The sequence below is a fragment of the Xenorhabdus mauleonii genome (assembly GCF_900113945.1).
GTDB lineage: Bacteria > Pseudomonadota > Gammaproteobacteria > Enterobacterales > Enterobacteriaceae > Xenorhabdus > Xenorhabdus mauleonii.
The window spans coordinates 77347-91232 of sequence record NZ_FORG01000015.1; the positions used below are offsets into that span (position 1 = coordinate 77347).

Annotated in this window: 13 protein-coding genes; 3 read left to right on the forward strand and 10 right to left on the reverse strand. The window is 46.5% G+C overall.

What is annotated here, in order from left to right; all coding sequences use genetic code 11:
* Positions 1-101: 101 nt before the first annotated feature.
* A complete protein-coding gene (gene glpK, locus BM100_RS14440) occupies positions 102-1625 on the reverse strand; it encodes a glycerol kinase GlpK (RefSeq protein ID WP_092512146.1) in 1524 nt (507 codons plus the stop codon).
* A gap of 105 nt (positions 1626-1730) precedes the next feature.
* Entirely contained in the window at positions 1731-2528 is a 798-nt protein-coding gene (locus BM100_RS14445) for an MIP/aquaporin family protein (RefSeq protein ID WP_092512147.1), read from the reverse strand.
* 330 nt (positions 2529-2858) lie between these two features.
* On the opposite strand from BM100_RS14445, the gene zapB reads away from it, so the two are divergent.
* The gene (gene zapB, locus BM100_RS14450; RefSeq protein WP_092512148.1) at positions 2859-3101 is read left to right on the forward strand and encodes a cell division protein ZapB; all 243 of its coding nucleotides are present in this window, start codon (positions 2859-2861) and stop codon (positions 3099-3101) included.
* 127 nt (positions 3102-3228) lie between these two features.
* Here the strand turns inward: zapB and rraA are convergent, their stop codons facing one another.
* From rraA to priA, 7 genes are all read right to left on the reverse strand, one after another.
* Positions 3229-3747: a ribonuclease E activity regulator RraA gene (gene rraA / locus BM100_RS14455; RefSeq protein WP_169924710.1), complete on the reverse strand. Its 519-nt coding sequence runs from the start codon at positions 3745-3747 to the stop codon at positions 3229-3231.
* Positions 3748-3855: 108 nt separating this feature from the next.
* Entirely contained in the window at positions 3856-4779 is a 924-nt protein-coding gene (locus tag BM100_RS14460; RefSeq protein ID WP_420855319.1) for a 1,4-dihydroxy-2-naphthoate polyprenyltransferase, read from the reverse strand.
* Positions 4780-4962: 183 nt separating this feature from the next.
* A complete protein-coding gene (hslU, locus tag BM100_RS14465) occupies positions 4963-6294 on the reverse strand; it encodes an ATP-dependent protease ATPase subunit HslU (RefSeq protein WP_092512151.1) in 1332 nt (443 codons plus the stop codon).
* Positions 6295-6305: 11 nt separating this feature from the next.
* The gene (gene hslV / locus BM100_RS14470) at positions 6306-6836 is read right to left on the reverse strand and encodes an ATP-dependent protease subunit HslV (protein WP_047962233.1); all 531 of its coding nucleotides are present in this window, start codon (positions 6834-6836) and stop codon (positions 6306-6308) included.
* Between the two features lie 138 nt (positions 6837-6974).
* A complete protein-coding gene (gene ftsN / locus BM100_RS14475; protein WP_092512153.1) occupies positions 6975-7742 on the reverse strand; it encodes a cell division protein FtsN in 768 nt (255 codons plus the stop codon).
* 71 nt (positions 7743-7813) lie between these two features.
* Positions 7814-8839, reverse strand: a complete 1026-nt coding sequence (gene cytR, locus BM100_RS14480) for a DNA-binding transcriptional regulator CytR (RefSeq protein ID WP_092512155.1) — start codon at positions 8837-8839, stop codon at positions 7814-7816.
* Between the two features lie 400 nt (positions 8840-9239).
* Positions 9240-11438, reverse strand: coding sequence for a primosomal protein N' (gene priA, locus BM100_RS14485; protein WP_092512157.1), 2199 nt, complete (start codon positions 11436-11438; stop codon positions 9240-9242).
* A gap of 233 nt (positions 11439-11671) precedes the next feature.
* Between priA and rpmE the strand changes: the two genes are divergently transcribed.
* Positions 11672-11887, forward strand: a complete 216-nt coding sequence (gene rpmE / locus BM100_RS14490) for a 50S ribosomal protein L31 (RefSeq protein WP_092512159.1) — start codon at positions 11672-11674, stop codon at positions 11885-11887.
* An 83-nt stretch (positions 11888-11970) separates the two neighbouring features.
* On the opposite strand, the gene metJ is transcribed toward rpmE, so the two are convergent.
* The gene (gene metJ, locus BM100_RS14495) at positions 11971-12288 is read right to left on the reverse strand and encodes a met regulon transcriptional regulator MetJ (RefSeq protein ID WP_092512161.1); all 318 of its coding nucleotides are present in this window, start codon (positions 12286-12288) and stop codon (positions 11971-11973) included.
* Positions 12289-12721: 433 nt separating this feature from the next.
* Here metJ and metB point away from each other — a divergent pair, with 433 nt between their 5' ends.
* A complete protein-coding gene (gene metB, locus BM100_RS14500; RefSeq protein ID WP_092512163.1) occupies positions 12722-13882 on the forward strand; it encodes a cystathionine gamma-synthase in 1161 nt (386 codons plus the stop codon).
* Positions 13883-13886: the final 4 nt, after the last annotated feature.

Below are 13886 nucleotides of genomic sequence, written 5' to 3' on the forward strand. Positions count from 1 at the left end.
CGATAAACCGAAAAAGCCATTACTGAATATCGCTAATATTGAAAAAATAGCACTTCAGGTAATGGCTTAAACCGATCTCAGGTTAATTAACCTTTATGTGATTAGGCGCGATCTTCCCATTCTTGAGCACGGGCAACGGCTTTTTTCCAACCATTGTACTTATGGTTGCGTTCAGTTGTTTCGATGCCGGGGCGGAACTCTTTTTCGATGGTCGCTTTGCTCTTCACTTCATCCAGATCCCGCCAGAAACCCACTGCCAAGCCTGCAAGGAAAGCCGCTCCCAATGCGGTACTTTCACGAACTTCTGGGCGTTCTACCCGAGTACCGAGAATATCAGACTGGAACTGCATCAAGAAGTTGTTGGCGACAGCGCCGCCGTCTACTCGTAGAGCTTGCAGGCGTGTACCTGCATCCGCTTGCATTGCGTCCAAGACATCACGGGTTTGGTAAGCAATGGATTCCAGCGTAGCGCGGATAATATGGTTGCTGTTTGCACCACGGGTCAATCCGAAAATAGCGCCACGGGCGTAAGGATCCCAGTATGGCGCACCAAGACCGGTAAATGCCGGAACAACATAAACGCCGTTGCTGTCTTTTACTTTGGTCGCAAAGTATTCGGAGTCAGTGGCATCGGCAATGAGTTTCAATTCATCACGTAACCATTGGATGGACGCTCCGCCAACAAATACCGCCCCTTCCAACGCATAATTGACTTCACCGCGTGGGCCGCAGGCAATGGTGGTCAGCAATCCATGATTGGAACGAACTGCATCTGTGCCTGTATTCATCAGCAGGAAGCAGCCTGTGCCATAAGTATTTTTCGCCATGCCGGGATGAACACACAGTTGCCCGTACAGCGCCGCTTGCTGGTCGCCTGCGATACCGGCGATAGGAATGCGGGTACCACCTTTACCGCCAATATTGGTTTGGCCGTAAACTTCTGAAGAAGCTGAGACTTTTGGCAGCATAATCCGAGGGATATTCAATTCCTCAAGGATTTTCTGATCCCAGTCTAGGTTATGGATATTGAACAGCATGGTACGGGAAGCGTTGGTGTAATCAGTGACATGTACGCGTCCTTGGGTCATTTTCCAGACCAGCCAAGTATCGACGGTACCAAATAATAGTTCACCGTTTTCAGCGCGTTTGCGTGCACCTTCAACGTTATCCAGAATCCACTTTATCTTTGTACCGGAAAAATAAGGGTCGACGACCAAACCTGTATTGTGGCGGACATACTCTTCCAGGCCATCTTTCTGCTTCAGTTTGGTACAAATGTCAGCCGTTCTGCGGCATTGCCATACAATTGCGTTATAAACAGGTTTACCGGTCGCTTTTTCCCAAACAATCGTTGTTTCTCGTTGGTTGGTAATACCGATGCTGGCAATTTGATCTGAGCTGATATCTGCTTTTGCCAGCACTTCAACCAAGGTGGAACTTTGGCTTGCCCAAATTTCCATTGGATCGTGCTCCACCCAGCCGGGCTTAGGGTAGATTTGCGGAAACTCTCGTTGTGAGATGCAGACGATATTGGCATCGTGATCAAGTACAACTGCGCGTGAGCTGGTTGTACCCTGATCCAGAGCGACGATATATTTTTTTTCAGTGATATTTTCTGTTGTCATAACTATAACCTGGTTTTAAGCATGTATTTTTTATTGTTTTATTGAGTTGTCATTACTGTTTGTCATAACTGTTTTCCATTGCTTCAGTTATACAGTATGGCAAATTTAAACCTCGCGTGGTAAATGGCGAGTAATAAGTTTTCGGTAACCAAAGGCACCTAAAATTGCGCCAACAATAGGCGCTGTTAATGGAACAAGGCAATAAGGGATATCTCGGCCGCCGGTCAGGGCGACATCTCCCCAGCCAGCTAAATACGCAACCAGTTTAGGGCCGAAATCACGGGCTGGGTTCAGGGCAAATCCGGTCAGAGGGCCGAATGAGCCACCGATAACGGCAATCAGAACACCTATCAACAAAGGTGCTAAAGGGCCGCGGGGGATGCCGTTGCCATCATCAGTCAAAGCCAAAATGAGGCACAACAGGACGGCGGCAATAATGACTTCAATGATAAACGCATGCAGTACGGAAATCTGGGATGCAGGGTATGTGGAGAACACTCCTGCCGTGAAGAGGCTTTCCTGTGATCCGCGGGCGATATTATGTACTTGTTCATAATCAAAGAAGAGGTTGTAATACATCATGTAGACAATGGCCGCTGCGGCAAAACCACCGAGCATTTGGGCGATGATGTAAGGCAATACTTTTTTTCTATCAAAATTGGCAAATAGGCATAAGGCAATGGTGACGGCCGGATTGAGATGCGCACCGGAAATCCCTGCCGTGAGGTAAACGGCCAAGGCGACACCAAAGCCCCAGATAACGCTGATTTCCCATAAACCTAGTTGTGCACCGGCAAGTCGGGCGGCGGCAACACAGCCTAATCCGAAGAAAACGAGCAATGCCGTCCCCAAAAATTCTGAAATGCATTGACCTGATAATGTTGGAGTCGTGGTCTGGCTCATTTCTATATCCTATAAATGTACAATAAAGATTAATTATTAGTCTTTTCTCTTATATGTAATTCGATAAAGTGTGTATTAGAGAAAGATCCCTGTGAATTTATCGTTAATGCGCGTAAACGAGAAATAGCGAAATTGAAATCTGCGTGTTGCGTCAACAAAATGAGCGAATTCGCATTTGATTGCGCTTTTGTTGGGCTTGGAAATGTGATCTTATAGTCATTTCGGTTTAGTCACTATATTTCTCGTTATACTGCACATTGAAAGGATGAAACTAGACAGGCGCTAATCGGCTAAATACAATCAGAGCATTGCTTACAAGAGGGCCATAGAATGTCATTTGAAGTTTTTGAAAAACTAGAATCGAAAGTTCAGCAAGCGATTGATACCATCACTTTGCTGCAAATGGAAATTGAAGAATTAAAAGAACAGAACGCAGTATTAACCCAGGATGTCCAGAATGCGACAGACAGCCGTGAGTCATTAGTGCGTGAAAATGAGCAGCTCAAACAAGAACAAACAGCATGGCAAGAGCGCTTACGTACCTTGTTGGGTAAAATGGAAGATGTACAGTAAGGTATCTAATGACCTAGCTGAAAAAGGGCGATTATTACGCCCTTTTTTTCATTTTCGACTAGTCGGGTAGAATGGCAGCCCTATCATGATGATGAGAGATAAAAGTGTAATAAGTTAATCTTCGGGTTTACACTTCATCTTCTTCGTCGATGTCATTGTCTTCTTCAATCTCCAGTGATACATCGGACAAAACCATGCCCGTGTTGTCTGCATAGAGATAGTCACCTGAGAAGAAAGTGACGCCACCGAAATTCACCCGGATATCACTTTCTCCGATGCCTTCGCTGTTGGAGCCGGCAGGAATGGCGGCCATTGCTTGAATGCCAATATCAAGCTCGGAAAGATAATCGACCTGGCGTACTGCGCCATAGACGACAATGCCTTCCCACTCATTATTGACAGCCAGTTGCGCAAGTTCTGCATCGACGAGCGCCTTGCGTACTGATCCACCACCATCAACGAGCAAAATGCGGCCATGCCCATTTTCTTCAAGTAAATCATAAAGCAGGCCATTATCTTCAAAGCATTTCACCGTGATGATTTGACCACCAAATGAAGTACGCCCACCAAAGTTGGAAAATAGTGGTTCTACCACATTTATATCTTCTTGATAGATATCACAAAGTTCGGAAGTATCATATTTCATGGGATTTACGTCTGGTTTATGCAAGGAACAGACAGTATATCCTTTTAAAGTCAATGTTGGCAAAATCATCAATCTTAAAACTTGAAGATAAAATTGATACCTACTCGCCTAATTAAGCAACAATCCTATGGAAAACAGTACATTCGTCAATAACGCTACTTTAACCATTTGCTCGAGTTTAGGGCGCATGCCTTCTGGCGTCGGGTCACGCAGTACTTGTGATATGTGATTGATAAGTAAAGGCAAGGCAAGCAAGAATAACCAGCCAGACCAATTTTGTATGTACAGCAGAGTAAAGGAAACAAGGCAAATGATCGCACCAGTCAGCAAAGCTGCATGGTAATAACGCGCTTTTTTTCCTCCCAATCTGACTGCCAGTGTATTTTTCCCATTTTTTCGATCACTTTCGATATCACGCAAGTTATTAATATTTAATACCGCCACGGAGAGCAAACCACAGGCTGTCGCAGGCAGGGCTGTACTCAGGGAAAAAGAGTGGGCTTGCAGGTAGTAAGTACCAAGAACACTCAACCAGCCAAAAAAGATCAGGACGGAAATATCGCCTAGCCCCATATAGCCATAAGGCTTGGCTCCCACTGTATAAGTGATGGCGGCCACGATAGCCAGTAATCCCAAGATCAAAAAGCCAATAACATCATTTAAGCTATTGCAGGCCACGGTGATAAGGGCAATGCCCGACAGGCAAGAGAGCAGCACGGTGATCGTCAATGCATTTTTCATTTGCGTTGCGGTGATCAAACCTTTTTGCATCCCGCGCATTGGGCCAATGCGCTTTTCTGTGTCACTGCCTTTAGCGACATCGCCATAATCATTGGCCAGATTGGAAAGAATTTGCAAAATGGCGGCGGTCAGTAAAGCAAGCAGTGCGACCGGCCATTTAAAATGACCTGTCCATGAGGCAAGAGCTGATCCGGTTATAACAGCCGCTACAGCCAGTGGGAGTGTTTTCGGGCGTAAACTTTCTAACCATGCCTGAGTCTGACCAGTCGGCGTTGAGGGGCTTATGCTCATATAGTCACTATTTATCACTATTTGGTGGGTGTATGATAAATTTTATATCATCGAAAATAGAGAAATGGGAGGCTTTTAGCCTCCCATTTATGGTTTCTTCAAGTTTTCTTTGCGTTAAGTTCGCGATTAGTCACGTTAGCGTGAATAAATTTGCGGATAGAGGCAAAGTAAATTTGCGACCGATTACAAAATAAACCGGCTCAAATCTTCATCGGCCACCAGTTCATCCAAGTGCTCTTTGACGTACTCAGCATTGATTTCGACTGATTGCCCCTGACGCTCGCTTGCATCGAAAGAGATATCTTCCATCATACGTTCAAGCACAGTATGCAGACGGCGGGCACCAATGTTTTCAGTGGTTTCATTCACCTGCCATGCAGCTTCTGCAATTTTGCGGATGCCATCGTTGGTGAATTCGATATTCATGCCTTCGGTTGCCATCAGCGCTTTGTACTGCTCAGTCAGAGAAGCATTAGGTTCAGTCAGAATGCGCTCGAAATCTTCGGTGGTCAGTGCTTGCAATTCAACACGGATTGGCAAACGGCCCTGAAGTTCTGGGATAAGATCTGAAGGACTGGAAACCTGGAATGCGCCGGATGCGATGAACAGGATGTGATCGGTCTTGACCATGCCGTGTTTGGTTGAAACCGTACAGCCTTCTACCAATGGCAGCAGATCGCGCTGAACACCTTCACGGGAAACATCCGGGCCGGAAGTCTGGCCACGCTTACAGATTTTATCGATTTCATCAATAAAAACGATACCGTGCTGTTCAACGGCGTCAATTGCCTGCTGTTTCAATTCTTCAGGATTAACCAGTTTTGCGGCTTCTTCTTCAATCAGCAGCTTGAATGCGTCTTTGATTTTCATCTTGCGACTTTTTTGACGCTGGCCTGCCATATTCTGGAACATAGACTGCAACTGATTGGTCATTTCTTCCATGCCCGGAGGTGACATGATTTCAACGCCAACTGGAGCAGCTGCGACTTCGATTTCAATTTCTTTGTCGTCTAGCTGGCCTTCGCGCAGTTTCTTGCGAAATGCCTGACGTGTTGAAGATGGCTCAGGTTGAGTTTCTGTTTGGCCCCAGTTATTTTTTGCTGGTGGCAGTAGGACATCCAGAATACGCTCTTCGGCAAGCTCTTCAGCACGATAGCGGTTTTTATCAATGGATTGCAGGCGCACCATTTTCACCGCAGCATCAGTCAGATCACGAATAATGGAATCAACTTCTTTACCGACATAACCAACTTCAGTAAATTTTGTGGCTTCAACCTTGATGAATGGCGCATTGGCCAATTTTGCCAGACGGCGGGCAATCTCAGTTTTACCCACACCTGTTGGGCCAATCATCAAAATATTTTTTGGCGTAACTTCATAACGCAGAGTTTCATCCAACTGCATACGGCGCCAGCGGTTACGCAGTGCAATGGCAACAGCGCGCTTGGCTTGATCCTGGCCGATAATGTGATTGTCGAGTTCGCTGACAATTTCGCGTGGAGTCATTTCAGACATACTATCTATCCTTACGCTTTTGAAGGAAGTTCTTCGAAGTTGTGATTATGGTTGGTATAGATGCAGATATCGCCGGCGATAGACAGGGCGCGTTCTGTGATTTCTCTGGCGCCGAGTTCGGTGGTCTCCAGCATTGCACGGGCAGCCGCCTGGGCGTATGAGCCGCCGGAACCAATGGCAATGAGATCATTCTCTGGCTGAATCACATCACCGTTACCTGTAATAATCAGAGAGGCATTTTCATCTGCGACAGCAAGCAAGGCTTCTAACTTGCGCAGCATACGATCCGTTCGCCAGTCTTTGGCGAGTTCAACGGCCGCTTTGGTCAGGTGTCCCTGATGCATTTCGAGTTTTCGTTCAAACAGCTCGAACAGGGTGAAAGCATCAGCAGTACCGCCGGCAAAACCCGCGATGACTTTGTCATTGTAAAGGCGGCGCACTTTGCGGACATTGCCCTTCATAACGGTATGACCCATTGTTGCTTGTCCGTCACCGCCGATGACGACTTTGCCATTACGGCGAACACTTACGATTGTAGTCACGAGTTAGCCCCTGGTTACAAAATAGAAAATGGTACATGTGGAGCATTGGCCGATTTGTCCGCAGTTGTCTGCGCCATTGCCGAGAAAAACACCGCATGTATGTGATTAGTAAGTAAGATGGGGGAATTTTCTGGGTTTTCAACCCCCAACAGGACGGAGAATACAACCAGATACTCCGGCATCAGCAACACGGCCACGCATTTTTTCAGCGCTGTTTTTATTGTTATAAGGGCCGAGTACCACGCGGTTCCAATTGTCTTTTGTCGTAATCTGACTTTCAATGCCAGCGAAAGCAAGGCTGGCACGGACTGATTCAGCTTGTTCCATTGTCCGGAAAGAGCCGCATTGTAACATTAATCGGGCATCATTTGCGGCGGTTTTTTGTTCAGGGGCGGCCTGCCTTGCTTGCCTTGACTCATATTCTGGCACTTGTGCCGGAGGAGCCGTCAGCACGTGCGGAGGGGCAGCAGGTGCGCCGTTGTAAGGCACTTCTTTCAATGAAACAGGAGGCTGGCGCATATCTGACTGCATTTGTTCCAGTAACTGCTTTTGCTCTGGCGTGAGTTGGGGCGAGCGAACAGACGGCTGGTTCGGTATCGCAGAGGGATCTTGTATTGAAGATTCATTGACCGGGCGGTTTTCCAGCTCTTTGATATAACTCCAGCGTTCTTCCGGTTTTGGTGGCAGGCCGTGGTTTTTAGGATTATGGGCTGGTGTCGGTGCAGTTTGCACACTTTCTTTCTTGTTATGTACGATGAAAAACAGACCACCAATAAACATGATCACCAAGGCCACTGCAACGGCTAATGTAGTTTTGGGTAATCCTTGAGACTGATTATTTTTCTTACCAGTACTTTTCTTACGGGGATTGGTTCGCCCGCGACTTACATAATCTCGTTGTGCCACTGTTTAATTCACTGAGTTATTTAAAAATTAAGGAATGGATAACTAATGTTACTTAACCTGTGATTATTTGCCTAGCTTTTAGGCGAGCAAGTACTCTCACGAATAATTAACTCTGCATCCAATAATCTTGAGCCTTTGGAAACCAGACGCCCCTGAAGTTGTTCCAACAATAAAAGGACGGAATGGTGCCCAATCTCGTAACGGGGCTGTGCCACCGTAGTTAAAGCAGGTTCGCTATATTGAGCCAGATTCAAATTATCAAATCCTACAACAGAGAGATCCTCTGGTAATTTTAATCCCATTTTTTTAGCTTGCCACATGACCCCCAGCGCCATAATGTCACTATGGCAAAAAATTGCGCTTGGAGGCTCAGGCAAGGTCAGCAGGTTTTCAGCCAATGCGGCTCCGCTCTCATGGGTAAAATCACCACGGGCAATATACTCTTCACGAATGTCTTTCCCTGCGCGACGCAATGCCTGAATGTAACCTTGCAGGCGATAATGGCACAGCGGCATATTTTCTGGCCCGGTTATGCAAGCGATGCGTTTGTGACCCAGTTTTTGCAAATGATGGGTGGCATTGAAGGCAGATGTCAGGTTATCAATATGAACAGTCGGCAATTCTAAATCTGGCGCAAACTCATTTGCCATTACCATTGGCGGCAGGTTTTTCTGTTCTTCCTTGGAAACATCAAAAGGAATATTGGAGCCCAGCAGTACCATGCCATCAATGCGTTTGGTGATCAGAAGATTGATAAATGCATGCTCTTGCTGTTGCTGATGTTTGCAATCACCTATCAGCACCAGATACCCATGTTCTGCGGCACTTTCTTCAATGCCCTGGATGACTTCAGTAAAGAAGGGATCGCTGATATTGGGAACGATAACCAAGATTGCTCTGGATTCATTGCGCCGTAAATTTTTGGCAAGATTGTGAGGATAGTAACCAACTTCCAGTACCGCATTTTCAACTTTTTGTCTCGTACGGGCAGAAACTTTGTCGGGATTCATAAGTGTTCTTGATACAGTTGCGGTAGAAACACCAGCCACTTTGGCAACATCTTTCATGGTTGCCAATGCGCAATTCTTTTTTTCCATAGTTCACACCTCACTTTCCACAGGCAGCGAAACGATTGCTATCCGGCTGCTAAAAAAACGCCAGACATTCCTGTTCGGAAGTACTGGCGGGTCGTTTTCTACAGTCATATTAATAAATTCATTTTAAACTGATTAATAGAACTATCCGTTACTTTGTTTGCATAAAAAGTGTGATACGCATCATTTCTTAGAGATGCTTCGCAAATTAAAGAAATAATTGTCCCTGTTTTTTCCAAGAGATACTGACTAAATTTGTCGCTTTGCGACGGGGCGCAATTTTCTATTTCTGTTATACCCTTCGTTTTTCACGTTGATTCTTTGTTGGCTGCGCAGATTCATTCCCTTGCTGCCTTGATGCAACTTGAAATTCATTGGGTAAATTGATTAACGGTTTCAGTTATCAACCTTCAGTAGGATCAACGTCAATGTTCCATTTCACCTTGCGTGCCTGCGGTAATGCCGTGATTTGCGGGTAGATTTCCGCCATCATTTTCTGGAGAAAAATACGTGAGGGGTGTTGGATCATCAATTGCCAGCGATAACGTCCGCTGCGCTTGGCCTGTAAAGCAGGTACCGGCCCCATGACCCACAAGTGGCTATCATTGAGTGGGTGCTGTTCGAGCAATTGGCGCATTTGTTGCAAAAATGCGGGAGCTTGCTGATTGTCGTGATCTTCTGAGCGAAGCAGAATGTGGCTGGCAAAGGGAGGAAGGTGAACCTGCTGCCGCTCCTCCATTGCTTGTTGAGCAAAGGCATCATAGCCTTTTTCCAGCAAGACTTGTAATAAAGGGTGTTCAGGGTGGTGGGTTTGAAGCACGACTTCTCCCCGTTTCCCCGCTCGGCCTGCGCGGCCAGAGACTTGCGTATAGAGTTGGGCAAAACGTTCTGCTGCCCGAAAATCGGCAGAAAATAAGGCTCCGTCGACATCAAGTAAAGCAACCAGTGTAACGTCAGGGAAATGATGGCCTTTCGCCAGCATCTGGGTGCCAATCAAAATGCGGGCACCGCCTTGTTGAACTTCGGCCAGTTGCTGCTCCAGCGCACCTTTACGGCTGGTTGTATCGCGATCGATGCGGGTAACCGGAATATCGGGGAACAGTTTTGTTATGCCATCTTCAAGTTGTTCCGTGCCCAGCCCGACCGGCATTAAATTGGTTGAACCACATTGCGGACATTGGCGTGGAATAGGGCGCTGGCTGTCACAATGATGGCAACGCAAGTGTCGGTGATTCTGATGCAGGGTGTAATAGTGATCACAGCGTTGGCATTCTGCTATCCAGCCGCATTCGTGGCAAAGCAAGGCCGGGGAATAGCCTCGGCGGTTCAGGAACAGGATCACTTGGTTACCGGCCTTGAGGTGTTCCCTGATCCGATTGATGAGGGGCTGTGATAGTCCGACCGTCAATGGCAACCCTTTCATATCCAGCAAATGCTGGGTTGCAGGTTGTGCATGGCCTGCCCGCTTGGTTAATTTCAGTTGGCGGTATTTATTCTGTTGAACGTTATATAGTGTTTCCAGCGCCGGGGTGGCTGTTCCCATAATGATCGGAATGCCCTCTTTTTTGGCGCGGAAGACGGCCAGATCACGGGCATGGTAGCGCCAGCCTTCTTGCTGTTTGTAAGAACTGTCGTGCTCTTCGTCAATAATGATGACGCCCAGATGCGCGAAGGGAGTGAAGAGCGCTGAACGCGTTCCAATGACAATGGCATTTTCCCCTTGTTTGGCCCGCAGCCAGACCGTCAGCCGTTCGCTGTCATTCAAGGCTGAATGCAAAACATCGATCGGGGCGTTGAAACGCTCTCGAAATCGTCGGATAGTTTGCGGGGTTAAGCCAATTTCAGGCACTAAAATCAGCGCTTGCTTACCCTGTTCAAGAATATTTTCCAGAATACTGAGATAAACTTCGGTTTTACCTGACCCCGTGATACCCGCGAGCAGCCACGGGGAAAACGTTTGATCTTCTGCGCGAATGGCACCAACCGCCGTGGCCTGTTCAGTATTGAGCTTTAACCGTTCACCGATAGTCTTGAAATCTGCCCGCCAGTTTTCTGCTTTGGGTTGGGTTGGATACAGCTCTATCAGGGCTTTCTTTTTCAGTGATTGCAGGGCGCTTTCACTTAATTCCAATTCAGAAACTTGATGGCGATAAATGGGGTTCTGGCGTATGGTAGCCAAAGCCTGCTGCTGCTTGGCTGAGCGCTTGAGTTGCGCAAGCGGAAATTCTTGGCCTGCTTCTGTTACCTGCCATTGCCAGAGTGGGGCAAATTCTGCGTTTTTCCCCTGTCGTAACAAGACGGGCATGGCATGGAATAAAACTTCTCCCAGCGGATAATGATAATAACTGGCTGACCATAAAAGTAATTGCCAGAGGTCGTCCGGGAAAAGCGGTTGAGTATCAAGAATAGAGGAAACAGCCTTGAGTTGCTCAAGAGGAAATTCGCTCTTGTCCGTCACGCCGACAACGATTCCTATCGCATTGCGTTTACCAAATGGCACAAGCACGCGAACACCGGTAGCCGGCAGTGGTAATTCTGTAGGCAGCAGATAATCAAAAGCACGGGCTAGAGGGACAGGCAACACAACCTGAACAACTGTCATAAGGCGATTTCCGGATAAATAATGGTGACCCGATGAAACTATAGGGCGAAAAAACACATAACGATAAGGGTATCATAGCAAAGTAGCGGATTTCATTGCGCAATAAACAGATATTCTGTATGATCCGCCGCCTTTGGTATAGAAATTACCGATACGTATTTTTATCAACACGACGTGTGGTGTCTGGCGGCAACAGGGCTGGATAGCGACACGGCCTTAACAGAGGTTTCCCCATGAAAGAAGGTATTCATCCTAAGTACGAAGAAATTACTGCATCTTGCTCTTGCGGTAACTCCATGAAAATCAATTCAACCGTAGGTCACGACTTGAACCTGGACGTTTGTGGTGCATGCCACCCATTCTACACTGGTAAGCAACGTGACGTAGCGACCGGTGGTCGTGTTGATCGCTTTAACAAACGTTTCAGCGTTCCAGGTACTAAGAAGTAATGACTTTTTTCTGTCTGTTACCCATACAGGCAGTGTAGTTGAAACAAAAACGCCCGAATGCTCTGCATCGGGCGTTTTTGTTATCAATATTCCCATGTATCAGGATCAATGCCGAGTTCGCGCATCATGTCTTTTGCTGCTTCCGGAATTTCATCATGACGCTCTTTGCGTAAATCATTATCATCGGGCAGAGGCTGTCCAGTGAACGCATGGAGAAACGCTTCACACAGCAGTTCGCTGTTTGTTGCATGACGCAGATTATTCACCTGACGGCGGGTGCGTTCATCTGTCAGTATTTTTAATACCTTTAACGGAATCGAAACCGTAATTTTTTTGACCTGCTCACTTTTTTTGCCATGTTCAGCATAAGGGCTGACATACTCACCATTCCACTCAGCCATGAGATACCTTAAATAGTTTTGGATCAAGTAATCAGAACCAGAAATCAGGGGATATTTCTGTTCTGTTTTCATGTTAGTAATAGGCTATTCTAGCATAATTCGCTTATCGACTATAGCCGTCTATACATTCACCCAGACCATATTCATCCTAACTATCCTGCCGTCTTTCACATTGCAGTATTGTTGACTGCGTTCATTCACCACTGTACTGCAGTTTGTAATCCATTTGGATATTAATGCATCCGTTGTATGAACCCATGCAGTTTATGAAAAGCAGTCTATGAATAGAACCAGATGAAATATGATGCATAAGAGTAATCATTGAATTGCCATATTAAACCTCAATCCACTTTGGATGTCTAGATGTATTGACGTCTATCTTTCCAATCGTTATGCTTGCGAAACGTCAATAATAATGATGATGGTAAATTTCATGGAATGTAAGCAAGCAACAGTCGCGGTTCATAGTGGCTTAAATATTGATGAGCAATATGGTTGTGTTGTTCCGCCTGTCTACCTTTCCAGCACGTATAACTTCACTGATTTCAATACGCCCAGAGCACACGATTACTCGCGTCGCGGTAATCCTGGTCGTGATGTTGTCCAGCAGGTCTTGAGCGAGCTGGAAGGAGGAAGCGGTGCTGTAATGACAAGTAGCGGTATGTCAGCCATTCACTTGCTATGCACTGTGTTCCTGAAACCGGGAGATTTATTGGTGGCTCCCCATGATTGTTATGGTGGCAGTTATCGTCTGTTTGATAGTTTAAGCAAGCGAGGGGCATATAATGTCATTTTTATCGATCAGGCAGATGAGAATGCTCTGAAATTGGCATTAGCGCAAAAACCTAAACTGGTACTGATTGAAACCCCCAGTAATCCACTCTTGCGGATCGTCGATATTCAGCATATTTGTGATTTGGCACATGATGTCGGGGCGTTGGCTGTCGTGGACAACACTTTTCTGAGTCCTGTACTGCAAAAACCGCTGGAGCTAGGCGCAGATATCGTGGTTCATTCCTGCACAAAATATTTGAATGGGCATTCTGACCTGATAGCCGGTGCAATTGTTGCCAAAGATCCGGCAATGGCTGCCGATTTAGCATGGTGGGCGAATAATATTGGCGTGACAGGCGCCGCTTTCGACAGCTACCTGTTATTGCGCGGCATCCGTACCTTATCGGCACGTGTATTGCTCCAGCAAAGTAATGCGGCTGCCATTGTGGAATATTTGCAGCAGCAGCCACAAGTGAAAAAGCTCTACTATCCTGCACTGGAAAACCATCCGGGACATAAAATTGCTGTTAAGCAACAAAAGGGGTTTGGAGCAATGCTGAGTTTTGAATTGGATGGCGATGAACAGACCATACGTCGCTTTTTATCTGCGTTAAAATTATTTACTCTGGCTGAATCTCTCGGTGGTGTGGAATCGTTGATTTCTCATACCGCAACAATGACGCACGCGGGAATGTCAGCAGAAGCAAGAGCTCAGGCAGGGATTACGGATTTGCTTCTTCGTGTCTCTGTAGGAATTGAAGACAGTCAGGATTTAATTGCTGATCTGGATAATGCATTTCAGGCGGCGGTAACGAGGTAATCAT

What these genes read in the sequence shown, in the direction of transcription:
- glpK (WP_092512146.1), bottom strand. Translation starts at nt 1,625, where the DNA reads ATGACAACAGAAAATATCACTGAAAAAAAATATATCGTCGCTCTGGAT.
- BM100_RS14445 (WP_092512147.1), bottom strand. Translation starts at nt 2,528, where the DNA reads ATGAGCCAGACCACGACTCCAACATTATCAGGTCAATGCATTTCAGAA.
- zapB (WP_092512148.1), top strand. Translation starts at nt 2,859, where the DNA reads ATGTCATTTGAAGTTTTTGAAAAACTAGAATCGAAAGTTCAGCAAGCG.
- rraA (WP_169924710.1), bottom strand. Translation starts at nt 3,747, where the DNA reads ATGAAATATGATACTTCCGAACTTTGTGATATCTATCAAGAAGATATA.
- BM100_RS14460 (WP_420855319.1), bottom strand. Translation starts at nt 4,779, where the DNA reads ATGAGCATAAGCCCCTCAACGCCGACTGGTCAGACTCAGGCATGGTTA.
- hslU (WP_092512151.1), bottom strand. Translation starts at nt 6,294, where the DNA reads ATGTCTGAAATGACTCCACGCGAAATTGTCAGCGAACTCGACAATCAC.
- cytR (WP_092512155.1), bottom strand. Translation starts at nt 8,839, where the DNA reads ATGGAAAAAAAGAATTGCGCATTGGCAACCATGAAAGATGTTGCCAAA.
- priA (WP_092512157.1), bottom strand. Translation starts at nt 11,438, where the DNA reads ATGACAGTTGTTCAGGTTGTGTTGCCTGTCCCTCTAGCCCGTGCTTTT.
- rpmE (WP_092512159.1), top strand. Translation starts at nt 11,672, where the DNA reads ATGAAAGAAGGTATTCATCCTAAGTACGAAGAAATTACTGCATCTTGC.
- metJ (WP_092512161.1), bottom strand. Translation starts at nt 12,288, where the DNA reads ATGGCTGAGTGGAATGGTGAGTATGTCAGCCCTTATGCTGAACATGGC.
- metB (WP_092512163.1), top strand. Translation starts at nt 12,722, where the DNA reads ATGGAATGTAAGCAAGCAACAGTCGCGGTTCATAGTGGCTTAAATATT.